The organism is Streptomyces sp. NBC_01707, from assembly GCF_041438805.1.
GTDB lineage: Bacteria > Actinomycetota > Actinomycetes > Streptomycetales > Streptomycetaceae > Streptomyces.
In genome coordinates this window covers 4,592,375-4,615,706 of record NZ_CP109190.1, presented here as the reverse complement: position 1 = coordinate 4,615,706, position 23,332 = coordinate 4,592,375, and the positions used below count along the sequence as shown (strand labels likewise).

The 23,332-nt window shown below is 71.3% G+C and carries 18 protein-coding genes and 1 pseudogene; 11 read left to right on the top strand and 8 right to left on the bottom strand.

Features of this window, described 5'->3' with window-relative positions; translation table 11 throughout:
• Positions 1 to 103 precede the first annotated feature (103 nt).
• Entirely contained in the window at positions 104 to 2,515 is a 2,412-nt protein-coding gene (locus OG963_RS20725; RefSeq protein ID WP_176902363.1) for a PQQ-binding-like beta-propeller repeat protein, read from the top strand.
• Positions 2,516 to 2,584: 69 nt separating this feature from the next.
• On the opposite strand, the gene OG963_RS20720 is transcribed toward OG963_RS20725, so the two are convergent.
• Positions 2,585 to 3,235: a hypothetical protein gene (locus OG963_RS20720; protein ID WP_371799314.1), complete on the bottom strand. Its 651-nt coding sequence runs from the start codon at positions 3,233 to 3,235 to the stop codon at positions 2,585 to 2,587.
• A 193-nt stretch (positions 3,236 to 3,428) separates the two neighbouring features.
• Here OG963_RS20720 and OG963_RS20715 point away from each other — a divergent pair, with 193 nt between their 5' ends.
• Complete coding sequence (locus tag OG963_RS20715; RefSeq protein WP_371799313.1) at positions 3,429 to 3,977, top strand: hypothetical protein; 549 nt, start codon at positions 3,429 to 3,431, stop codon at positions 3,975 to 3,977.
• Positions 3,978 to 4,028: 51 nt separating this feature from the next.
• Here the strand turns inward: OG963_RS20715 and OG963_RS20710 are convergent, their stop codons facing one another.
• Genes OG963_RS20710 through OG963_RS20700 form a run of 3 tightly spaced genes read right to left on the bottom strand, consistent with a single transcriptional unit; the run spans position 4,029 to position 6,430 of the window.
• Positions 4,029 to 4,808, bottom strand: coding sequence for an enoyl-CoA hydratase/isomerase family protein (locus OG963_RS20710; protein ID WP_371799312.1), 780 nt, complete (start codon positions 4,806 to 4,808; stop codon positions 4,029 to 4,031).
• Between the two features lie 31 nt (positions 4,809 to 4,839).
• Entirely contained in the window at positions 4,840 to 5,280 is a 441-nt protein-coding gene (locus OG963_RS20705; RefSeq protein WP_093778160.1) for a Zn-ribbon domain-containing OB-fold protein, read from the bottom strand.
• Position 5,281: 1 nt separating this feature from the next.
• Positions 5,282 to 6,430, bottom strand: coding sequence for a lipid-transfer protein (locus OG963_RS20700; protein ID WP_371799311.1), 1,149 nt, complete (start codon positions 6,428 to 6,430; stop codon positions 5,282 to 5,284).
• Between the two features lie 98 nt (positions 6,431 to 6,528).
• Here OG963_RS20700 and OG963_RS20695 point away from each other — a divergent pair, with 98 nt between their 5' ends.
• Entirely contained in the window at positions 6,529 to 8,091 is a 1,563-nt protein-coding gene (locus OG963_RS20695) for a FadD3 family acyl-CoA ligase (RefSeq protein ID WP_362271657.1), read from the top strand.
• Positions 8,092 to 8,495: 404 nt separating this feature from the next.
• Here OG963_RS20695 and OG963_RS20690 read toward each other — a convergent pair whose 3' ends face one another.
• Both OG963_RS20690 and OG963_RS20685 read right to left on the bottom strand, forming a co-directional pair.
• Positions 8,496 to 8,669, bottom strand: a complete 174-nt coding sequence (locus OG963_RS20690; RefSeq protein WP_177309358.1) for a hypothetical protein — start codon at positions 8,667 to 8,669, stop codon at positions 8,496 to 8,498.
• A 196-nt stretch (positions 8,670 to 8,865) separates the two neighbouring features.
• Complete coding sequence (locus OG963_RS20685) at positions 8,866 to 11,838, bottom strand: BTAD domain-containing putative transcriptional regulator (RefSeq protein ID WP_371799310.1); 2,973 nt, start codon at positions 11,836 to 11,838, stop codon at positions 8,866 to 8,868.
• A 261-nt stretch (positions 11,839 to 12,099) separates the two neighbouring features.
• Here OG963_RS20685 and OG963_RS20680 point away from each other — a divergent pair, with 261 nt between their 5' ends.
• Positions 12,100 to 13,326 (top strand): amidohydrolase family protein, encoded by a 1,227-nt coding sequence (locus OG963_RS20680; protein ID WP_093778337.1) that lies wholly within the window; start codon positions 12,100 to 12,102, stop codon positions 13,324 to 13,326.
• A gap of 66 nt (positions 13,327 to 13,392) precedes the next feature.
• Here OG963_RS20680 and OG963_RS20675 read toward each other — a convergent pair whose 3' ends face one another.
• Positions 13,393 to 14,220, bottom strand: coding sequence for a MerR family transcriptional regulator (locus OG963_RS20675; protein ID WP_030926356.1), 828 nt, complete (start codon positions 14,218 to 14,220; stop codon positions 13,393 to 13,395).
• Between the two features lie 167 nt (positions 14,221 to 14,387).
• The gene (locus OG963_RS20670) at positions 14,388 to 14,591 is read right to left on the bottom strand and encodes a cold-shock protein (protein ID WP_003967102.1); all 204 of its coding nucleotides are present in this window, start codon (positions 14,589 to 14,591) and stop codon (positions 14,388 to 14,390) included.
• Positions 14,592 to 14,945: 354 nt separating this feature from the next.
• On the opposite strand from OG963_RS20670, the gene OG963_RS20665 reads away from it, so the two are divergent.
• The 7 genes and pseudogenes from OG963_RS20665 (at position 14,946) to OG963_RS20635 (ending at position 23,271) form a co-directional block, all read left to right on the top strand.
• A complete protein-coding gene (locus OG963_RS20665; protein ID WP_030926355.1) occupies positions 14,946 to 15,824 on the top strand; it encodes a menaquinone biosynthetic enzyme MqnA/MqnD family protein in 879 nt (292 codons plus the stop codon).
• Between the two features lie 393 nt (positions 15,825 to 16,217).
• Complete coding sequence (locus OG963_RS20660; RefSeq protein WP_371799309.1) at positions 16,218 to 17,987, top strand: serine/threonine-protein kinase; 1,770 nt, start codon at positions 16,218 to 16,220, stop codon at positions 17,985 to 17,987.
• A gap of 72 nt (positions 17,988 to 18,059) precedes the next feature.
• The gene (gene mqnC / locus OG963_RS20655) at positions 18,060 to 19,259 is read left to right on the top strand and encodes a cyclic dehypoxanthinyl futalosine synthase (protein WP_093778148.1); all 1,200 of its coding nucleotides are present in this window, start codon (positions 18,060 to 18,062) and stop codon (positions 19,257 to 19,259) included.
• A 7-nt stretch (positions 19,260 to 19,266) separates the two neighbouring features.
• The gene (locus OG963_RS20650) at positions 19,267 to 19,920 is read left to right on the top strand and encodes a hypothetical protein (protein ID WP_030926350.1); all 654 of its coding nucleotides are present in this window, start codon (positions 19,267 to 19,269) and stop codon (positions 19,918 to 19,920) included.
• A 140-nt stretch (positions 19,921 to 20,060) separates the two neighbouring features.
• The gene (locus tag OG963_RS20645) at positions 20,061 to 20,753 is read left to right on the top strand and encodes a demethylmenaquinone methyltransferase (protein WP_093931129.1); all 693 of its coding nucleotides are present in this window, start codon (positions 20,061 to 20,063) and stop codon (positions 20,751 to 20,753) included.
• Positions 20,754 to 20,982: 229 nt separating this feature from the next.
• Positions 20,983 to 21,054: pseudogene (locus tag OG963_RS20640) on the top strand (zinc-ribbon domain-containing protein); the annotation flags it as partial.
• A gap of 57 nt (positions 21,055 to 21,111) precedes the next feature.
• Entirely contained in the window at positions 21,112 to 23,271 is a 2,160-nt protein-coding gene (locus OG963_RS20635; protein ID WP_371800369.1) for a hypothetical protein, read from the top strand.
• Positions 23,272 to 23,332: the final 61 nt, after the last annotated feature.

Sequence of the window (23,332 nt, the reverse complement as noted above, 5' to 3'; positions counted from 1 at the left end):
TCGGGGTGCGCACCGCCGGGTGGTGCCCAGTGGTGAGACCCTGCACGGGGCGGTTTTTCGCGGGCTTCTGTTGCTGAGGTCCGTACGGGGAGGTGGCAGGTAAGTGGTGGAGCAGCTGACGCAGCACGACCCGAGGCGGATCGGCCCGTTCGAGGTACTGGGACGGCTCGGGGCCGGCGGCATGGGGCTGGTCTATCTCGCCCGTTCGGCGTCGGGCCGACGGGTGGCGATCAAGACCGTACGTACAGAACTTGCCGAGGATCAGCTGTTCCGGGTCCGCTTCACGCGTGAGGTGGAGGCCGCCCGGGCGGTCAGCGGGTTCTACACGGCGGCCGTGGTGGACGCCGATCCGCGCGCCGCCGTGCCGTGGCTGGCCACTGCGTACGTGCCCGCTCCCTCGCTCGAGGAAATAGTGAATGAGTGCGGTCCGATGCCGACCCAGGCGGTGCGCTGGCTGGCCGCCGGGATCGCCGAGGCCCTGCAGTCCATCCATGGCGCGGGCCTCGTCCACCGCGACCTCAAGCCGTCGAACGTGCTGGTGGTCGAGGACGGCCCGCGGGTGATCGACTTCGGGATCGCGTCCGGTGTCTCCAACACCCGGCTGACGATGACCAACGTGGCGGTCGGCACCCCCGCCTACATGTCGCCCGAGCAGGCGCGGGACTCGCGCAGTGTGACGGGCGCCAGCGATGTGTTCTCGCTCGGCTCGACGCTGGTGTTCGCCGCCACCGGGCATGCGCCCTTCCATGGGGCCAACCCGGTCGAGACGGTCTTCATGCTGCTGCGGGAGGGCCCCGATGTGGAGGGCCTGCCCGACGATCTGCGGCCCCTGATCGAGTCCTGCATGCAGATGGACGCGGCGCTGCGGCCCAGCCCCGCCGATCTGCAGGCCCAGCTGGCCCCGCACCTCTTCGCCTCCGGCAGCGACGACAGCGGTACGGCGTCGGCCTGGCTGCCGACATCGGCCACGGCCATGATCGAGCAGCGGCGCGGTGGAGGGCGTACGGCGGCGCCCGTGGCGTCCGCACCCGCGCCGGCGCCTGCTCCGCCGCCCCCACCGCCCCATCGCCCGCCGGGCGCGGACTGGGAGCCGGCGTGGCGCAGCGGCGCCGACCTGAGATCCCCGTCCCCCGCACCCTCCCTCTCCCGGTCGCCCGTCCAGGCTCCGGACGGGGGCGGTCCGGTGCGGCTGAGCGGCGCGAAGGTGTCGATCGGGCCCGGGCCGCGCGCCGGTGACGTGCGTGCCATGGCCGGCGCCGAGGCCGGTCCCGCGACGGGCTGGGTGCGCCCGCCCGCCGGGCTGAACGGCACGGCCCCGGTCGCCGCCCCACCCGTACCCGCGCCGGCGCACGCCCCTGAAGCGGCCCCCGCCGGGCCGGACCGCTGGCGGCCCTGGCGGTTCCGGATGTCGAACGACGTGTGGGGCACGCCGGTCGTCGCCGGGGACCTGCTGTACGTGACGTCCTTCGAGGTGCACGCGCTGGACGTCGGCAACGGCCGGCGCCAGTTCAAGACCCGCGACGTGGCCTGGTCGATGGCGCTCGACGGCGGCCGCATCCATGGCTCCGACGGCCCTTCGCTGTACGCCCTGGACGCGCTGACCGGCGCCGAGCGGTGGCGGCTGCAGACGGACGCCTGGGTGTACTCCCTCAAGGCCGACCGGGGCACGGTCGTCACCGGCACGCGTGGCGGCGGCGTCCAGGCGTGGGAGGCGTCCACCGGCGAGAAGCTGTGGGAGACGAGCGGCGTACAGACCGACTTCGAGACGGCGGAGGCCGGGCCGGCGATCCACGAAGGCACCGTGTACCTGTGGCAGGACGCCCGGCTGCGCGCCGTCGACGCCCGCACGGGCATCGAGCGCTGGTCGTACCCGATCGGCGACGCGGCCTCCTGCGGCGGCGTGCCGGTCCGGGTGACCCCGGCGCCGGACGGGCACGTGTACATCGCCGCGGGCACCCGGGTCCTCGCCGTGGACATCGCGGCGGGCCGGGTGCGCTGGCACTTCGAGTCGCCCGCGGTCTTCCTCTCCCCGCCGGCCTTCGCACCGGGCCCCGCGGTCACGGGTGGCGGGGTGTACCTGGCCGACTACCTCGGCACGGTGTACGCGCTGGACGCGACGACCGGCAAGGACCGCTGGCGCATCGCGACGGAGGCCCGGCAGTCGATCGAACCGGTGCTGGTGGCGGCGGGCAACGTCCACGTCGGCAGCGGCAGCGCGCTCTACACGCTGGACGCCGTGACGGGCACCCCGAAGTGGCGCTTCGCCGCGGGCGGCGAGGTCGTCGGCGCACCGGTCGTGGCCGACGGCCGGGTCCACTTCGGCTCCGCCGACCACGTGCTCTACACGTTGGACGCGGCGGGCGGTCAGCTGAGGTGGAAGCTGGCGACGGGCGGTGAGATCACGGGTTCACCGGTGGCACAGGGAGGCGTGGTGTACGCGTGCAGCAAGGACCGCTGCGTGTACGCGCTGGACGCGCTGAAGGGAACGGGTACGGGGAACAGGGCGCGGACGTAGGGGCGGCCACTCGGCGGACGCCTCCCGCCCGTCCGGCGTTCGAGGACGGAACCCCGCACCGGGGACGCGTCACGCCTGGGGAGGGCGTCGTGTGTCAGGGCCCTCATCCTGCACGGGGTACGGCGCCGTGTCCTGGTGCCTCGGGTGCGTGTCCGGACCCGTGTACGGGTCGACTTCCGGCTCCGGCCACGGACTCGTCTGCACCGAGGGTCCCGGCTCCTGCGTCGGCGGCCAGGTGTCCGGATCCTCCGACCCCGGCGCCGCGTACGGCTGGTTATGGGCCCTTCGGCCGAGGCGGCCGCCACTGCCGTGCCGTCCCGACATCAGCAGCGCGCCCAGCAGGAGCAGCACCCCGCCGCCCGCCGCGTACGCCACCCCCAGCTGAAGCCCGGACCCGTCCGACGCCACCGTCAGGCTCCCGCCCACCTGTCCCTGCCGCACCATCCACAGCACGGTGAAGCCGAGCACGATCACGCCCGCGCAGGCGACCAGCAGCCGCGATCGCAGCACCAGGCCCACCAGCGCCACGGCGGCCGCGAACAGAAACGGCAGCCAGATCGACGCCAACGGTCCCGGCCGCGCGCCACTGATGCCGTTGAAGAGGTCCGCGACCCGGTAATGACGTCCGAGACGGCCGTCGTACCAGTCACGGAAGGGGCTCAGCACGACGGCCGCCGCTCCTGCGAGAGCGACGATCGAGCCGAGGATGTTGCGGATCATCGTCGGCCTCCGTCGGGTGTGCGGATCGGCGTCGGGGATCTGCACCGCTCTCGGCGTCGACGCTACGCCCGGCCGTCGGCCCTCGCCACCAGGGACGGACCGGCCTTGCACCTCTTCCTGCACGGGCCATGCGTTACGGTGTCGCGCGGTCGCTGGACAGCGACATGACAACAAATCAAGGGGGGCTGCATCGATGATGCGGCAGCATCTGAAACTTTCGGCGGTTCTGGTCGTGGTGGTGCTCGCACTCACCGGATTCTCGGCGTCGAGCCATGGCGGCAAGAGCCGAGGCAGCAGGAGCCACGGTTCGAGCAGCGGCGGAGGCGGCTGCTCCAACTCCAAGAAGAGCAACGGCAGCTACCACCACGACGACTACGACGACGACATCTACGACGACTCGTCGAGCAGCTCGTCCGGCAGCTCCGACTACGAGACCGCGACCCCCGGTGCCACGGCCACGGACGCGCCCACGGTGACCGTGCTCCGCTGCGCCCAGCCCCGCAAGGGCAAGCGGCGAGCCGTGACCTCCTCCACCGTCCGAGTCGCCTCGAGCGAACTCGGCACGCACACGTACACGGTCGATGTCACCTTCCTCGACGCGCGCGGCAACACCGTCGACACAGGCGAGGCGAACGTGGAGCTGACGGGCGTCGACAGCGCGACCGTCTCCGTGCGGATGGACAGCCCGAGCAAGGTGTCCCGGGTGAAGAGGTGCCGGGCCGAGGCCGAACTCAGCTACTGACCGCAGCGACGGGGGTTCCGGCTCACCGCGACCGGGAGTTCCGGCCGCGCCTCACCGCAGCCGGAACTCCCCGTTGCCCCGCCCTCGCCCCCTGAACAGCTCCCCCTGCCGCTCCACCGGCAGGTTCCCGAGAGCGATCAGCTGCGGGGCATGGGCCAGGGCCTGCGCCCTCGCGGCCTCCTTCGCGGACCACACCGCCCGTACCGTCCCCTGTACCGCCTCGGTCGGATACGACGCGATCACGCCCGCCGCCCGCACCGCCGCCGCCACCGCGCCACCGGGCACCGTCACCTCGCTGACCAGCCCGGTCTCGTAGGCGCGGCGGGCCGTCACCCGTTCGGCCGTGCCCATCAGGGACATCCGGGCCACCTCCCCGAACGGCATCCGTTGCGCCATGTGGATCGCCTCGTACGCGCTGACCATGCCGTACGTCGTATGGGGGTCGAAGAAGGTCGCCTCCTCGGACGCGACGACGAACTCCGACTCGCCCAACAGATAGAACGCCCCGCCGCACGCCATCCCCTCCACGGCGGCGATCACCGGCTTCCACAGGTCATTCGCCTTCGGCCCGATCGCGATCAGCGGATCGTCGATCGTGTACGGGGACGAGGGCTGAGGCACCTCCACGTCGCGGTCGAGCCCCGTGCAGAAGGCGCGACCGCCCGCGCCGGTCACGACGACGGCCCGCACGTCGTCATCGAATCGGAACGCCCGCCAGACACCGGCCAGTTCGTCGGCCGTCGCCAGATCGATCGCGTTCAGCCGCTCGGCCCGGTCGAGGGTGACGAGCGCGACCCCGGTCTCCTTGTCGGTCTCCGTCCGCACCGTCATCCGCGTCCCCTCGTCGCGGGCCTCTCGCCCCTCACCGCTCCAACTGCCAGCGGACCACGGTCGACTCAGGACCCACCGGCGCGAAGACCGCCTTCACCGATGCCCCGATCCGCAACCTCTCGGGATCGACCGAGTTCAGCGGCGCGTCGGGCCCGCTGACCACATTGCCGACCAGCCGGATGTGCGGGGCGTCGGCCAGCTCGACGACGACGGCGTTGTACGGGGCCTGTGCGGCGTACGCGGGCAGCAGCGGCGGATGCGGCACCACGTACGACCAGATGCGCCCGCGCCCGCTCATCGCCCGCCACTCGCTCTCGAACGACCGGCAGTGCGGGCAGCAGGGCCGGGGCGGGAAGCGGAGCCTGCCGCAGTCGGGGGCGGCGCACGCCTGGACGCGGAGTTCGCCCCGGGCGGCGTACTCCCAGAAGGGCGCGCCGTCCTCGTCGACGACGGGCAGCAACAGCGATTCCATGTCAGCTCCTCAGCAGTACGGCGGAGGTGGGCACGCCCTCACCGGCGGTGACCAGGCAGGTGGCGGCGGACGGTACCTGGGCGGTGGAGGTGCCGCGCAATTGCTTCACGCCCTCGTTGATGAGGTTGAAACCGTGCACGTACCCCTCGCTGAGTCCGCCGCCGCCCGTGTTGATGGGCAGCCGGCCGCCGCTCTCCAAAGCCCCGCCCTCGGTGAACGCGGCACCCTCGCCGCGACCGCAGAAGCCGTAGCCCTCGAGGGAGAGCGGGATGAGCGGGGTGAACGCGTCGTAGATCTGCGCGACATCGACATCGTCCGGACCGAAGTCGGCCTGCTTCCACAGCTGCCGGGCAGCCGTCCAGGCGGGCCCGGTGAGCGGGTCGTCGTTCCAGTAGTTGACCATCCCGTGGTGCTGGGCGGGCAGGCCCTGGGCGACGGAGTGGATGTAGACGGGTTTGCGCCGGCAGTCGCGGGCCCGCTCGGCGGAGACGATGACGCAGGCCAGCGCCCCGTCCGTCTCCAGGCAGTTGTCGAAGAGGCAGAGTGGCTCGCTGATCCAGCGCGAGCTCATGTACATGTCGCGGGTCAGCGGGCGTTCGTACATCACCGCGTCGGGGTTCTGGTTGGCGCGGTTGCGGCAGGCGAGCGCGACATTGAAGAGATGGTCGCGGGTGGCCCCGTACTCGTGCATGTACCGCCGCGCGAGCATCCCGATCTCGTCGGCGGGCCGCAGCAGGCCGTACGGACGGGTCCACTGGGCGGGGGTCGGCAGCTGAACGGCGGTGTTCTTCCAGGGCCTCGGCCCCGAGCCGCGCTTCCGTGAGCGCCACGCGACCCCGACGCTCGCCTGTCCGGTGGCGACGGCGGCGGCGAGATGCGCGATCGTCGCGCACGAACCCCCGCCCCCGTAGCCGACCTTGGAGAAGAAGGTGACATCGCCGGCCCCGATCGCCTTGGCGACCTCGACCTCGTCGGTCTCCTCCATCGTGTAGGAGGCGAAGGCGTCGACCTCCGACGCGGTGATGCCCGCGTCGTCGAGGGCCGCGACGATCGCCCGGCAGGCCAAGGTCTTCTCGGACTCGGGAAGTCGTTTCGCGAAGGCCGTCTGCCCGATACCGGCTATCGCCGTCACGTCCTTGAGCGTCGCCATCCGCCACCTCCGCGATCGTCATGACTGCTGACAGCCGCAGAGGCTACAGCTAATCTGACGGATAGTCAGCTATTGCGGTTCGGGCGGGAGGGCATGCGATGCGCGGCGACGAGGAATGGGGCAGCATCCCGGGGCTGGTACGGACGGCAGCGCGCCGGTACGGGGACCGGGAGGCGGTCGTCGAGGGCCGCACCCGCATCTCGTACGCCGAACTGGGCGACCGCGTCGAGCGAGCCGCCGCCGCGTGCATGGCGTCGGGCGTGGAGCCGGGGGACCGGGTCGCGGTCTGGGCGCCGAACACCCTGGACTGGATCGTCTCGGCGCTCGGGGCGGTCACGGCCGGCGCGGTCCTGGTCCCTCTCAACACGCGCTTCAAGGGCACGGAGGCGGCGTACATCCTGCGGCGCAGCCGCGCGAAACTGCTCTTCGTCACCGGCACGTTCCTCGGCACGTCCTACGTGGCGTCGCTGCGCCGGGCCGATGTGGGACTCCCGCACCTGGAAAGGGTGGTGGTGCTGGCGGACGCGGCCCCCGAGTCCTACGTCACCTGGAAGGACTTCCTGGCGACGGGCGAGCGGATCTCCCCGGCGGAGGTGCGGGCACGAGCGGACGCGATCACCCCCTCCTCGCCCTCCGACATCATCTACACCTCGGGCACCACGGGGCGCCCCAAGGGCGCCGTGATCACCCACGCCCAGACGCTGCGCTGCTACGCGATCTGGAGCGAGCTGGCGGGCCTGCGCGAGGGCGACCGCTATCTGATCGTGAACCCGTTCTTCCACACCTTCGGCTACAAGGCGGGCATCATCGCGTGCCTGATGCGGGGTGCGACGATGGTCCCGCAGCCGGTGTTCAACGTGGACACGGTCCTCGCCAACATCGCCGCCGAACGCATCTCGGTCCTCCCCGGCCCGCCCACCCTCCACCAGTCCCTGCTGGACCACCCGGCCCGGGCCACGCACGACCTCTCGGCCCTGCGCCTGGTGGTGACGGGTGCGGCGGTCGTCCCCCTCCAACTGGTGGAACGCCTGCGCACGGAGCTGGGCATCGCGACGGTGCTCACGGCGTACGGCCTCTCCGAGGCGAGCGGCATCGTCACGATGTGCCGCCGCGGCGACCGGCCCGACGTGATCTCCTCCACCTCGGGCCGCGCGATCCCCGACACGGAGATCCGCGTCGTGGCGCCTCCCGGCACCCCGGGCGAGGTCCTGGTCCGGGGCTTCAACGTGATGCAGGGCTACTTCGAGGACCCCGACACCACGGCCACCGCCATCACCCCGGACGGCTGGCTCCACACAGGAGACGTAGGCATCCTCGACGAGGCGGGCAATCTGCGCATCACGGACCGGATCAAGGACATGTTCATCGTCGGCGGCTTCAACGCGTACCCCGCGGAGATCGAACAACTCCTCGGCCTGCACCCGGACGTGGCGGACGTGGCGGTGATCGGCATCCCGGACCCCAGGCTGGGCGAGGTCGGCAAGGCATACGCGGTCCGCCGCCCGGGCGCGACGCTCACCGCCTACGACCTGATCGCCTGGTCGAGGCGGGAGATGGCGAACTACAAGGTCCCCAGGACGGTGGAGTTCGTGGACGAGCTGCCGCGGAACGCGAGCGGCAAGGTGGTGAAGGGGGAGCTGCGGGGGCGAACGGGGGCCTGACCGCTCACGTTGAGCCGGGGCTCCGGAGCGGCTGGGGCTGCATGACCACAAGTAGGCCATCGGCGTCGCGCTCGCGGTGGTCAGGGCCCGGCTGTCGGGGCGGCGGCGGTCCTCACCTCGGATTGCAACTCCTGTGTGAGGAGAGAGCTTCCGGGCGTGAAGTGACAGTAGTGACAGGGGGACGATGGTGGGACCCCGTCGGCGCGAAAAGGTCGAACGTTGACGCGATTACGGTGACCGGTGCGCGGACATGCCAGCGGCCGCGACGGCTCCCCCTCCGCGCCGCCGCGGCCGTCCCCCGTGCGTGAGGCCCTCGGGCCTCTCGTCCGGATCACGCTGGGCTCGCAGGGCCTGGCACGCACCGGGCCCCGCTCCCTGATCCAGCCTGATCCAAACGAAAGACCCTAGTTGGCCGGCTCGCTCGTCGCGTGTGCGTCCGTGGGCTTGACGGGCTCGCTCGTCGCGTGGGCGTCAAGCGGCTTGAGCGGCTCGCTCGTTGCGTGTGCGTCCAGGGTGGTGATCTCCTCGCCGGTGGCGTGCGCGTCCGTCGGCTTGAGGTTCCCGGTGTTGTCGGCCATGAAGGTCAACTCCTGAAAAGAGTGGGTGTAATGGATGGGCAAGCCCGCCCGGCGATTCCCCCGTGGATCGCCGGGCGGGCATTCCAGGGCCGTTCACCCTAGCGGTGAGGCCACTCGCCGACCCGTCTGCCCCCCGACGCGGCGGATCGATAGGTCAGAGAGTGCCGTGCGGCGATAAACGATTGATGAACGACCGTCAGGCCGCCCCGGCCACATGTGTCGGGTGCAGCAGCGCCTGCACCTCTTCGGCTTCGGGGGAGCCGAGTTCCTCAAAGGCTGAGAGAGCCTCGCGCCAGCAGACTCGGGCCCGGTCGGTCTGCCCGATTGCGGCCAGACTTCGTCCCAGCACGGTCAGGACGTTGGCGCGCCGCCATTCGCCGCCGATACCCCTGAGCACGGCCAGGGCTTGCTCCGCGTGGGACGCGGCCCGAGCCGGCTGCCGATTCCCCAGGTGCACCTCGGCCAGACGGAACAGTGTCATGCCGTGCCACAACTGCTGGCGGCTGTCCCGGAAGACGTGCAGCGCCTCGTTCAGAGTGGCCTCGGCTCGTGAGGCCAGTCCGGTACCCATGAGGGCAAGGCCGAGTGCGTACTTTCCGTTGGCGAGGCGAAGAGCCAGGCCGGTGGTGTCCTGCTCGTAGATGGTGACGCCTTGCTGGGCAAGGTCCACGGCGCTCATCGTTCGGCCCGTTGCGAGGTGGACGCGAGACAGATTGCACAGGGCGGCTGCTTCGCCCGGCTTGTTGCCATCGGCCCTGAAGGCTGCCAGTGCTTCGGTGAGATGACTTTCCGCGTCGGTGTGACGGTTCTCGTAGAGCGCGATGATGCCACGCTGGTTGGGGGCCTGCCCCAAAGAGACCGGATCCCTGGCCGACCGCCCGAGGGCCAGTGCCCGTTGAGCCTGGATCTCGGCTTCGGCGAAGCGTCCGGAGACGCTGAGAGCATGAGTGAGCATGGTGCGCGCACGGCCCTCCGCCTGGGCGTCCCCCGCGGTGCCGGCAGCCTCGCTGACGGCCATGGCGGCGGCCGCGAACTGGTGTGAATTCGCGCCCGACTCGCCCAGGTCCACAACGGCCATGAGCAGGTCGGAGGCGCGCCTCGACATTCCGATGGAGGCCGATTGGCGGGCACAGGCGAGCAGTCCGCTGGATTCGGTGAACAGCCAGTCGAGGGCGGTCTCTCGCACCTGCACAGTCAGCCCCGGATACTCGGTGCGCGAGAAGTGGTCGAGTACCCGCTCCCCTGGCCGCTCCAGCGCATACACCCCCGCCGCCGTGGCCAGGTAGAAGTCCAGCAGTCGCGACAGCGCCAACTCCCGTTCGACCGGTGGCTGTTCGTCCCGCTCCGCGCATGCACGCGCGTAGAGCCGCACCAGGTCGTGGTAGCGGTACCTGCCCGGCGCCGCCGACTCCAGCAGTGACGTGTCGACCAGGGACTCCAGTACGTCCTCCGCCGCGTGCACCTCCAGGTTCAGCAGCGCCGCCGCTGCCGCCAGGGAGATGTCCGGGCCGTCCGCCAGGCCGAGCAGGCGGAACGCGCGGGCCTGGGCCGGTTCCAGCTGGCCGTAGCCGAGTTCGAAGGTGGCCTTCACCGCCAGGTCGCCCGCCTGGAGTTCGTCCAGGCGGCGGCGCTCGTCGGCGAGTTTCGCCGCCAGGACCGAGACCGTCCAGGTGCGGCGGGCGGCCAGGCGGGAGGCGGCGATACGGATCGCGAGGGGGAGGAAGCCGCACGCGGCCACCACGTCCAGGGCCGCCTCGCGCTCCGAGCCGACCCGTTCCTCGCCGACGATCCGGGTGAAGAGCTGGAGCGCCTCCTCGGGGGACATCACGTCGAGGTCCACCAGGTGCGCGCCCGCGAGGTCGACCATGCGGACGCGGCTCGTGACCAGGGCCGCGCAGCCCGCCGTGCCGGGGAGCAAGGGGCGGATCTGCGCCGCGTCGTGGGCGTTGTCCAGGAGGACCAGGATGCGGCGGCCGTCGAGCGTGGAGCGGTACAGCGCCGCCCGTTCGTCCAGGGAGTCGGGGATCGCCGAGTCCGCGGTGCCGAGCGCCCGCAGGAAGGCGCCCAGGACCGTCTCCGGTTCGGCGGCGCGGGCGCCCGCGCCCTGCAGGTCGACGTACAACTGGCCGTCCGGGAAGTGCGGGCGGGCCTGATGCGCGACGTGCACGGCCAGCGTCGTCTTGCCGACGCCCCCGATTCCCGCCAGCGCCGACACCGCCATGACCGAACCCTCGGCAGTCGCCAGCCGGTTGCTCAGTTCGCGTACGAAGGAGGCGCGGCCGGTGAAGTCCGGGACCGTGGCGGGGAGCTGGGCCGGCCGGACGGCGGCGGGTGCGGGCGCCTCCTCGTCGGCCGGGTGGGCCAGTTCCTCGTCGGCCTGCAGGATCCGCTGCTGGAGCTGCGAGAGCTCCGGGCGCGGGTCCACGCCGAGTTCGTCGGCGAGCAGCCGACGCGTGTCGGCGTACACGGCGAGTGCTTCCGCCTGACGGCCGCTGCGGTACAGGGCGATCATCAGCAGTTCGCGCAGCCGCTCCCGCAGCGGGTGCACGGCGGTGAGCGCGGTCAGTTCGGAGACGGCCTCCGCGTGGCAGCCGAGCTCGAGGTCGAGGTCGAGCCGGGCCTCGGTGAGCTGGAGCCGCCATTCCTCCAGCCGGGTGCGCTGGTTCTCCGCGTACGGTCCCGGGACGGAGGCCAGCGGTTCGCCGTCCCACAGCGCCAGCGCCTCGTTGAGCAGGGCGCGGGCCCGGGACCGGTCGCCGCCGGCCCGCGCCTTCTCGGCGTCCGCGGTCAGCTCCTGGGCCGCCGTGAGGTCGAGCGCGTCGGGCCGGGTCCGTATCGCGTATCCGCCGGCGTTGCTGATCAGCGTGTCCGGGTCGAGGATCTTGCGCAGCCGGGAAGCGTATGTCCGTACGGCGGCGAGCGCCTGGGACGGCGGCTCCTCACCCCAGATGGCGTCGATGAGTTCGGCGGCGGTGGCCGTGCGGCCGTCGCGCAGGAGCAGGGCGGTCAGCAGGGCTCGCTGCTGCGGTGAGCCCGAGGGCAGCGGTTCGCCGCCCCGCCAGGCGCGTACCGGGCCGAGTACGGCGAAGCGGAGGTCGGTGTCGGCCGTCTGCTGCTGCGGAGCCCGCTGCTCCGGAACACGCACGCGTGGCCCGTTGTCACGGTCCATTGATGCCCCCTGTCCTGCTCGCCCCGCCAGTCCTGCCGGTCCCGCTGGTGCTTCTGCCCGAAATGCCCGCTGGTGCGCCCATGTGCGCCGGGTGGATCCGGATTACGCCCTACCGTTGCTATCGCGCTCAACAGTCTGCCTTGTCATGGGCGGACACGTCAGCAGTGGGTGACTCTCTGCACAAGCCCTCGACAACGATCCGGAACGGGGCCCCGGTCAAGGTAGCTGACGGTTCGTCAGATCGGCGCTACCGTGGTACGCATGGAGACCTTCCCGAAGATCATCTCGGTGGACGACCACACGGTGGAGCCCGCTCATGTCTGGCGGGACCGGCTCCCGTCCAAGTACCTCGACCGCGGCCCGCGCGTCGTCCGTGCCCCGCTGAAGGAAATGACCTTCATGGGCGGCAAGTTCGCACCGGTCATGGGTGCAAAGGGTGACGACGGCCCGATCGGTGACTGGTGGGTGTACGAGGATCTGCACCGGCCGCTCACCCGGCTCGACACCTCGGTCGGCTACGACAGGGACGAGATCAAGCTCGAAATCATCACGTACGAGCAGATGCGCCCGGGTTCGTTCTCGGTGCCGGAGCGACTCGCCGACATGGACATCAACCATGTCCAGTCAGCACTGTGCTTCCCGACCTTCCCGCGGTTCTGCGGGCAGACGTTCACCGAGGCGAAGGACCGCGAACTCGGACTGCTCGGCGTGCGCGCGTACAACGACTGGATGGTCGAGGAGTGGTGCGGCCCCGAGGCGGCAGGCCGGCTGATTCCACTCACCCTCGTCCCGCTGTGGGACGCGCAGCTCGCCGCCGACGAGGTCCGGCGGAACGCCGCGCGCGGGGTGCGCGCCGTCGCGTTCTCCGAGATACCCCCACATCTCGGCCTTCCGTCGATACATACGGACGATTGGGATCCGTTCCTGCGGGCCTGCGACGAGACGGGCACCGTGATCGCGATGCATATCGGCTCCTCCTCGAAGATGCCGTCCACCTCGGCCGACGCCCCGCCCGCGGTCGGTTCCACGATCACCTTCGCCAACTGCTGCTTCTCGTTGGTCGACTGGCTGATGAGCGGCAAGTTCGAACGTTTCCCGAACCTCCGGATCATGTATGCGGAGGGCCAGATCGGCTGGATCCCGTACATCCTGGAACGCGCCGACGTTGTCTGGGAGGAGAACCGTGCCTGGGGCGGCGTCGCCGACAAGGTGCACCGGCCGCCGTCGGAGCTGTTCACCGAGCATGTGTACGGGTGCTTCTTCGACGACGCCTTCGGGCTGAGGAACCTGGACGCGATCGGCGTCGGGAACGTGCTGTACGAGACGGACTACCCGCACTCGGACTCGACCTGGCCGAAGTCCCGCGAGGTCGGCGAGGCGCAGATGGGGCACCTGGATCCGGACGTGGTGGACCGGATCGTGCGCCGCAACGCGATCGACCTTCTGGGACTGACGGACGACGGACTGTGGGCGGGGCCCGGGGCGTGACGCACAGTCCCCCCGGGCGGCACGGCACGGGGCCCACCGTCTCCGGCGGGCCCCGCGTGCCGTGGGTCAGGCCCTGGTCACCGGCTCCTGGAGCTCGGTCACCCACTTGTCCTTGTCCTCGGGGCACTCCAGATTGATCTCCCGGGTGTAGCCGAGCGACCGGTATCCGTTGGCGTCCAGCCAGCGGGCCAGCGTCTGCTCGGTGATCAGGACGCCGTCCATCGAGCCGCGGTGCACGATGGTCGCCGCCTCGAACGCGGGCAGCTCCAGCACCGTGACACCGGTGTCGCCGACCGGGCCGACCGGCGCCGAGACCGTCACTCCGGCGTGCACGACGATCGTGCCGTTGCCGTCCGATGCGTCCTCGTACCGTGCGACACCGGGGCCGGTGGGCCTGATCCCGGCCGCCTCCAGCAGCGGGAACAGCCGGTCGTACAGCGGTCCGATCACCGGAGTGATGTCCTGCGGCTGATAGCTCGCCGCCGTCCCGGTCAGTTCCGCCACGCGTACGGCCGGAACGGTCTTGACCACAACCTCGTCAGTGGGCATGTGCCCCTCGCTCTCGATCGACCGGAGCCTCGCCTCGACCTGCGCCAGCCGCGCCGCCGCTGCTGCCATGGCGGCCTCCAGCTCCACCTGCCGCAGCCGCAGCATTCCGCGCAACTCCTCGGGGCCGACCTGGTCGTCGAGGACGGCCTGCACCTGCTGGAGCGTGAAGCCGAGATCCTTCAGCGCGATGATGCGGTTGAGGCGGGCGAGCTGGGCGGCGCCGTAGAAGCGGTAGCCGGTGGCGGGGTCGGTACGGTCGGGAGGCAGGAGTCCGATGGCGTCGTAGTGACGCAGCATCCGGGCCGACACCCGTCCGTACCTGGCGAAGTCTCCGATGGTGAACATGATGTCTCCCAGTGCACGGCCTCACACGGTGTCAAGGTCAAGCCCCCCGTCACCGGCGCCGGCACCGCGACGGGGCGGCAAAAGGCAGGAGCCCCGTTCCCCGCCGAAGCGGAGGAGCGGGGCTCCTTGGGTACTGCATGCCGGCCGCGATCGGCCGACCCGGGCAACTAGGCCGGGGTGACGTTCTCAGCCTGCGGGCCCTTCGGCCCCTGAGTGACGTCGAAGTTCACGACCTGGTTCTCCTCGAGGGAGCGGAACCCGGACGCGTTGATCGCGGAGTAGTGAACGAAGACATCCGGGCCGCCGCCGTCCTGGGCGATGAAGCCGAAGCCCTTTTCAGCGTTGAACCACTTGACGGTTCCGGTAGCCATAAGCCCTCCTTGGGCCAAAGGGTTGCCCTGCTCCAGAACCTGCAAAGAAGTCTGAAAACTACAAAAGCCTGCGGGTTACATGCTCCGCAGGCTCTGTACTGCAAGGGAAACCAAACTGCAACTTGGCGATGAGCCTAGCACGCAGCATGTGCCCAGGGGTAGAGGGAAAGATCACTTCACTCGGACGTTTGATAGCCGTGCCGATGAGCTGACGAACACAGGGTCCCGGGGGTGCTCGGGAGGCGCCCGGGGGAGTCGCCGCGGACCGGTCCGAGGCGGTCGGGGGGAGCGGGATCGGGTGAGCCTCCGAGCCCCGGTGGCACCGGGTTCCGCGCGCGGGTCTAGCCTCGCGATGTGGACAATTCAACCGTCTCTCCCGCAGCAGGCGACGACCGTCGCAGCAGGCCGCGCGTCGGCCACATCCAGTTCCTGAACTGTCTCCCCCTCTACTGGGGCCTGGCACGGACCGGAACCCTGCTCGACCTGGAGCTGTCGAAGGACACCCCGGAGAAGCTCAGTGAGCAGCTGGTCCGTGGTGATCTCGACATCGGCCCCATCACCCTGGTCGAGTACCTGCGCAACGCCGATCAGCTCGTGGCCTTCCCCGACATCGCGGTCGGCTGCGACGGGCCCGTCATGTCATGCGTGATCGTCTCCCAGCGGCCGCTGGAGGAGCTCGACGGTGCCCGGGTGGCGCTCGGCTCCACCTCGCGCACCTCGGTACGCCTCGCCCAGCTGCTGCTCGCCGAGCGTTACGAGGTCTCGCCGGACTACTACACCTGCCCGCCCGACCTCGGCCTGATGATGCAGGAGGCGGACGCCGCCGTGCTCATCGGCGACGCCGCGCTGCGCGCCTCGCTGCACGACGCGCCGCGGCTCGGCCTGCAGGTCCACGACCTCGGGCAGATGTGGAAGGAGTGGACCGGGCTGCCGTTCGTCTTCGCTGTCTGGGCGGCCCGCAAGGACTACCTGGCCACCCACCCGGCCATGGTCAACGAGGTCCACCGGGCGTTCCTCGCCTCGCGCGACCTGTCCCTGGAAGAGGTCACCAAGGTCTCGGAGACCGCGGCGCGGTGGGAGGTCTTCGACGCGGAGCTGCTGGAGCGCTACTTCACGACGCTGGACTTCCGCTTCGGGGCGGCCCAGCTGGAGGGTGTGCGGGAGTTCGCGCGCCGGACGGGGCCGACGAGCGGCTTCCCGGCGGATGTGAACGTCGAGCTGCTCGACCACTGATCCGTGCGGACGGGAAAGGGCCGGGCAATGGGTGAATCCTGAACCTTCTTCTGCCCTTCCCGGCCGCCCTGCCCGTACCGGCGTTATTTATAGCCCGGTATTTATTGCCCGGTTCGGGGGATTCCCTCCTGGGGATTCCCTTCCGGCGAATGCCGCGAATGCCGCGACAGGTCACCCCGCACGCCGTACCCGAAAAGCGGATGGCGCCCGGGGGCAGTCCTGGTCGAGTGCAGGAATCGTTCGGGTGAACGACACATTCGCGCCTTTTGCTGTGTCGAAAACCGCTGTTCGTTCCCTTAGGGGCGAAATCGGCGGAGGCTTTCTCTGTGACCGCATGACCTTCGCCCCCTAGGCTTCGGTCGGAGGTCCGGCCGGTCCACAGGGGGAGTCCATATGCAGCCGCTGGAAGCCGGCGAGCCGCTCACCATCGGCGCCTACCGTTTGCTCGGCAGGCTCGGTGCGGGCGGCATGGGCCGGGTCTATCTGGGGCGCAGCGCGGGGGGACGCACCGTCGCGGTCAAGGTCGTCCATCCGCACTTCGCGCTCGACGAGCAGTTCCGGGCCCGGTTCCGCCTCGAGGTGGACGCGGCGCGGCGGATCGGGGCGCAGTGGACGGCGCCCGTCCTGGACGCCGATCCGGACGCGCCCGTGCCGTGGGTGGCCACCGGCTATGTCGCCGGGCCGCCGCTGTCGGGGGCGGTCGCCGAGCACGGGCCGCTGCCCGAACAGTCGGTACGGACCCTGGGCGCCGGACTCGCGGAGGCGCTGGCAGCCGTGCACGGGCAGGGACTCATCCACCGCGACGTGAAGCCGTCCAACGTGCTGCTCGCCCTGGACGGCCCCCGCCTGATCGACTTCGGTATCGCCCGCGCCATCGACGCCACCGCCTCGCTCACCTCCACCGGCGTCTCGGTCGGCTCGCCCGGCTACATGGCACCGGAGCAGATCCGGGGTCTGGACATCTCGGGCGCGGCCGACATGTTCTCGCTCGGCGCGGTACTCGCGTACGCGGCGACGGGCCTCGCACCCTTCCTCGGCGACTCCTCCGCGGTGCTCCTCTACAAGGTGGTGCACGAGGAACCGGAGCTGGGTGAGATCGAGGGTGAGCTGCGGGAGGTGATCGCCGCGTGTCTGGCGAAGGACCCCGCGCTCCGGCCCACTCCTTCGGAGCTGGCCCGGCAGCTGGCCCCGGACGGGGCGGCCGCGCGGGTGGCGGCGGGCTGGCTGCCCGGCACCCTGGTGCGTGAGCTCAGCCGGGCCGCGGTGGCACTGCTGGACCTGGAGCCGCAGGACGCGCCCGTGCAGTCGGGGCCGGTGCCGTTCAGCAATGCGTTCCTCGACGGCCAGGCCGACGGGACACCGGGTGGCAACGGGGCGCGGTCCGTGGGCCGGGCCGGCGGGGTGCTCGGGGCGTTCGGGCCGCCGATCGAGCCGGCCCTCCCTCCTCGGACGCGTCAGCCGGGTGGGGCCGTCGGGGGCGCCTCGAGCGGGCTGCCCGGCCCCCGTGCCGCCGAGCCGCGCTTCTCCCTCACCGTCGGCGCCGACTCCGGTCCCGCCCGCCCCGACCGGAACCGCGGCCGCAGGCTCAGTTGCACCGTAGCCCTCGCGGTGGCGGGTGCGCTCGCCGCCGTGACCGTGGGCAGCGCCTTCCTGTTCGATCTGCTGCCGGGTGGCGGTGGCGGTGTCGGCGGGGCCGGGGAGCACGACGGTGCGGCCAAGCCCCCGCCCACCACATCCGCCACCCGGCCGTCGACCCCGACGGACGAGGGCGGCGCCCACCAGGTCACCGCCCTGCCGAAGTCGTTCGTCGGCACCTGGAAGGGGCCGCTGACCGAGAAGACCACCGGACAGCCGCACGGCGACCTCACCGCCGTGTTCACCGAGGGGAAGAAGGGCACGGACGTCGTCCGTATGAACACCACGGTCTCCACCCTCGGAGTGACCGTCAGCTGCAACAGCATCGCCCGGCTCTCCTCGGGCACCGCCAAGGAACTGACGCTCCGGGAGCGCACCGATCCGGACCGCCCCAACACCGCCGGGCTGTGCACGAGCACCACCACCGACGTCGTCTTCACCCTGGCCGGCGACGGCACGCTGCGCTTCAGGTCCGAGGAGAGGGGCGCGGGACTGCCGTACGGCACGCTCAGCCGGTCCGGCCGCTGACCCCGACAGGGGCTGGCGTACGCTGAACCGGTCCGTAGATCCGTTGAAAAACCGCCGAAAGGTGACAGCCCGGTGACCGAGAAGGCCGACCTCCAGCCCATCCTCGACCGAGCCGCCGAGGGCGGGCGGATCACTCCGGAGGAGGCACTCGACCTCTACCGCTCGGCACCGCTGCACGCACTGGGTGCGGCCGCGGACGCCGTGCGCCGCCGCCGCTACGCCGGTACGGAACACATCGCGACGTACATCATCGAGCGGAACATCAACTACACCAACGTGTGCGTCACGGCCTGCAAGTTCTGCGCCTTCTACGCAGCGCCGAAGGACACCGCCAAGGGCTGGTCCCGCGACCTCGAAGACATCCTGCGCCGCTGCGCGGAGACCGTCGAACTCGGCGGCACGCAGATCATGTTCCAGGGCGGGCACCACCCGGACTACGGCGTCGAGTACTACGAGGAGCACTTCTCCGCGATCAAGAAGGCGTTCCCGCAGCTGGTGATCCACTCGCTGGGTGCCTCCGAGGTCGAGCACATGGCCCGGATCTCCAAGGTCTCCGTCGAGGAGGCCATCCAGCGGATCCACACCGCCGGTCTCGACTCCTTCGCGGGAGCCGGTGCCGAACTGCTGCCGGCCCGGCCGCGCAAGGCGATCGCCCCGCTCAAGGAGTCCGGCGAGCGCTGGCTGGAGATCATGGAGGCGGCGCACCGGCTCGGTGTCGAGTCCACCTCCACCATGCTGATGGGCACCGGCGAGACCAACGCCGAGCGTATCGAGCACCTGCGGATGATCCGCGACGTACAGGACCGGACGGGTGGCTTCCGCGCGTTCATCCCGTACACATACCAGCCGGAGAACAACCACCTGAAGGGCCGGACGCAGGCCACGCTCTTCGAGTACCTGCGGATGATCGCCATCGCCCGGCTCTTCCTCGACAACGTGGCGCACATCCAGGGCTCCTGGCTGACCACCGGCAAGGAGGTCGGTCAACTGTCGCTGCACTACGGCGCCGACGACCTCGGCTCGATCATGCTGGAGGAGAACGTCGTCTCCTCGGCGGGCGCCAAGCACCGCTCCAACCGGCTGGAGATCATCGACCTGATCCGCAAGGCGGGCCGGGTCCCGGCGCAGCGCGCCACGACGTACGAGCACCTCGTCGTCCACGACGACCCGGCGAACGACCCGGTCGACGAGCGCGTCGTCTCGCACATCTCGTCCACCGCGATCGAGGGTGGCACCGCGCATCCGGAGCTGAAGCTCCTGAACGCCAACTGAGGCCCCTTTGCTGACCGTTCATGCCGCGCCGCTGGTTCTTCCGGTCGGCGCGGCTGCCGTTGCGCAGGGCGCTGTGGCCGTGGAGGGCGACCGGATCGTCGCCCTCGGCCCGTTCGACGACGTCATGGCCGCCCACCCGACGGCCCGGGTCCGCCGGTGGCCCGGCGTCATCACCCCCGGCCTGCGGCAGTGGCACGGCCTGTGGCTGCTCACCCGCTGCTACCACCCCGACCCACGCGAGGCGGACGAGCTCGGCGACCGGCCGTTGTGGGGCGAGGCGTTCGAGCGGCTGGCCGCCGGGATGGACGCGACCCGGCGGGCGGGCAGCGTACGGCGCGGGCTGCAGCAGATGCTGCGGCACGGGACGACGCATCTCGCGGGCCGGTTCCACGACCCGGCCGTCCGCGCCGCCGTCGCCCGTTCGGGGCTGACGGAGGTATCGGCCGTCGGCGCCCCCGGCATCCTCGTCGGTGAACCCGGCCTGGACCCGTTCGCGGAGGGGCACGACCTGCCCGGCTCGGCGCACGGCCCGCTCACCGTCGGAGGCCGCGCCGACCTCGCGGTCTTCGACGTACCGGACGAGGCGGCGCTCTGCGCGGCCGGTGCGGGGGCGTGTGTGGCCACGGTGCTGGGCGGGCGGCTGGTGTACCGGCGACGGTAGGCGTCTCACCGTCCTGGCTGAGTTCCGGACAGGTCTCGTCGCCGTGCCCAGCAGGCGCCCGACCAGGGTGAGGCCGAATTCCGGCGGGCCGGGTGCCGACCGGCGCGAGGCGCCGCCGGCCGGGCTGCTTGAATGGGTGGGTGACCCGAGCATCCCTGGACAAGCAGCCGCACGAAGTCGCCTCGATGTTCGACGACGTGGCGGCGAACTACGACCTCACCAACGATGTGCTGTCGCTCGGCCAGGCCCGGCTGTGGCGCAAGGAGGTCGCGAAGGCGGTGCACGCCCGCCCGGCGGAGAAGGTCCTCGACCTGGCCGCGGGCACGGCGACGTCCTCGCTGCCGTTCGCCGCGACCGGCGCGTACGTCGTGCCGTGCGACTTCTCCGTCGGGATGCTCCAGGTGGGCAAGAAGCGGCACTCCTGGCTGCCGTTCACCGCGGGCGACGCCACGAAGCTGCCGTTCCGCGACGAGACGTTCGACGCGGTGACGATCTCCTTCGGGCTGCGCAACGTCCAGGACACGGATACCGCGCTGCGTGAGCTGTACCGGGTGACCAAGCCGGGCGGCCGGGTGGTGATCTGCGAGTTCTCGCAGCCGACCTGGGCGCCGTTCCGCACGGTCTACACCGAGTACCTGATGCGGGCACTGCCGCCGGTCGCGCGTGCCGTGTCGTCCAACCCCGACGCGTACGTCTATCTCGCCGAGTCCATCCGCGCCTGGCCCGACCAGTCCGGGCTCGCCGAGCTGCTGCAGAAGGCCGGCTGGTCGAAGGTGGCCTGGCGCAATCTCACCGGCGGTGTGGTGGCACTGCACCGGGGCGTACGCCCCTGACGCCTGCGCCGGTCGGGACGCGGCGGTGCAGTGGTGGTCCGGAGGTGCTCCGGAGGCGGCGCGGCCACGATGAACCGGGGCGATCCCCTTCGCCGGACGGAAGTTGCCGCGTTCGGTGAATGCGGGAACCGGTGGGCGGGAAGATGTGTCCGTTGATACGGCACGCGTTTTCTCCGTTTCCGTGTGTCACCGGTTCTCTGTGTCCCCGTCGCCGCGCCGGAGTCCTCCCATGCCGTCGTCCTACTGCCCGCACTGCGGAACCGCCGCGCCCGAAGGGGCGCGTTTCTGCATGAGATGCGGGCGAGAACAGCCGACCGCGGCGGGAGCAGCGAACCCGGCTCCTCCGGCGCTGCCGCCCATGGCCCCGCTGCCCGGCCACGCACCCCGACCGGCGCCGCCCGGTCACGCACCCGTCCGGCCGTCGCCCGCGGGGGAGTTCCTCGGCCGGGCGATGCGCGGCGACTGGGTGGGCTCGTCGAAGGCGGCCGCCTGGCCGACCGGGCTGATCCTGGCGCTCGCGGTGGCGCTGGCCATCCCCTCGTACGGTCAGGGCGACGAGGTCGTCGTCGGCTGGAGCGACCGCCTGCGGATCGCGCTCGCCATGCTGCTCCAGGCGTTCGGCGGCGGCTTCGAGTTACGGGCGGAGGGGCCGGGGTCGCCGTACGGCTCCGGTTCCGACGGATCCGGGGGTTCCGACGCGTTCGGCGCCGGCTACGGGACCACCGGACAGGCCGGCGCCGCGCTCTCCCTCGTACCGCTCACCGTCACCGTGCTCTGGGTCGGTGCGCTGCTGCTCGCCGCCAGGGCGGCCCGTAAGCAGGGCGGCGGCATGGAGGCGGCGGTGCGGATCAGCGCCCTGGTCACCGGCGCGATCCTGGTCCTCGGACTGTTCGCCCAGCCGGACATCGCCGGGGTCTCGGTCTCGTCCTCCCCGCTGCTCGCGGCGCTCGGCGCGCTCGTGCTCTCGCTGCTCGTCACCGGCGGCGTCCTGCAACAGGACGCGGCGGCCCAGTGGCTGGCGCAGCGCCCTGCCGCGCATGCCGTGGTCCGTGCGACGGGCACGGCGGTCCGGGCGCTCGGAGCGGTCGTCGCGCTCTGCGCGCTGATCGGGTTCGTCGCGTACGCCGACGTCGACGGGGTGGACGGCACGGCGATGCTGCTCACACTGCCGGTGTTGCCCAACATCGGGCTGGCGGTGCTCGGGGTGAGCTGGGGCGCCCCGGTCGAGTACGACGTGCGCGGCGAGTTCGGCTGGTTCGGCTCCGGGACGGAGCACGGCGGCTTCGGACTCTCCGAGTTGGGCGACGCGGTGAACGGGTGGGCGGTGACCGGTGCGGTGCTGACCGGTGTCGTCTGCGCGCTGTACGCCGGTGTGTCGGCCGCCCGCCGCTCGGCGGACCGGCGTGAACACACCATCGCCGGCGGGCTGTTCCTCGTGCTGTATCTGCTGCTCACCGGGTTCAGCGGGGTGTCCGCGGAGCTCTCGGGCGATGTCGCCGGTGTGGGCGGTCAGGGCATGGCGGAGATCGCCCCGAGCGTGCCGGACGCGCTGCTCTTCGGGCTGCTCTGGGTGGGAGGAGCGGTGCTGGTGGCGCCGCATCTGCTGCGGCTGGTGGGTCGTCCGGCCGGCACAACGGCTCCGGCGCCGGCGTGGGCCCCGGGAACGCAGCCTCGGCCTCCCGCCTGGAACCCCCCGCCCCGGACACCGCCCACCACCGTCCCCACGGCCACTCCCCAGCCCACCCCGTACCTCCCGTACGATCCGCGGACCGTACACCTCGGGCCTGCGGCGCCGGCCACCGCCACCGCCGCCCGCAGGCGCTCCGTCGTCGTGTGGAGCGTGACCCTTGTCGCGGCCGTCGTGCTGGGCGGCGGCGTCACCGCCGGAGTCCTGTTCCTCGAGAACGACAGCAGCGACAACCAGCGGCCGCCCGCGGCAGCCGCCGAGGACGACAGACCCGCGGCGTCCGAAAGCGGTGACAGCGCGTCCCCCGAAGCCGGCCCGGCGCCGTCCCCGACCACGTCCCCCACCGCATCCGTGACCACGCCCCCCGCCGCGCCCACCGTCCCCGACGGCTACCGGATGGTCTCCGACAGCGCCGGCTTCTCCTTCGCCGTCCCGGTCCAGTGGGACCGGGAGAGCGAGAAGAACCACCAGATCACGTACGCGGGCTCCACCGGCCGGGCCGAGCTGAAGGTCGGCGTCATCCGCAACGCCCCGTACACCTCGTACGAGAACTTCCAGAACCTGGAGCGGACCGCCGACGCCAACCAGAAGAACTACCGGCGGCTGCAGCTCGGTGCCAACACCTTCCGGGGACTCCAGGGCGCGATCTGGGAGTACACGTACGAGGACAAGCAGAGCGGCGAGACGATCCACGCGATCGACCAGAGCTACATCGCCGACGACGGCACCGAGTACGCGATCTACACCACCGAGCGCGACCGCTACTGGTCGGACGCCCGGCGGATCTTCGACACCGCCCTGTCCACCTGGATGCTCAACGACATCGACTGATCCGGCTCGTCACGCTTTCGGCGCCGGCCGGAAGCGCTGCACCAGCCGTCCCGACCGCTCG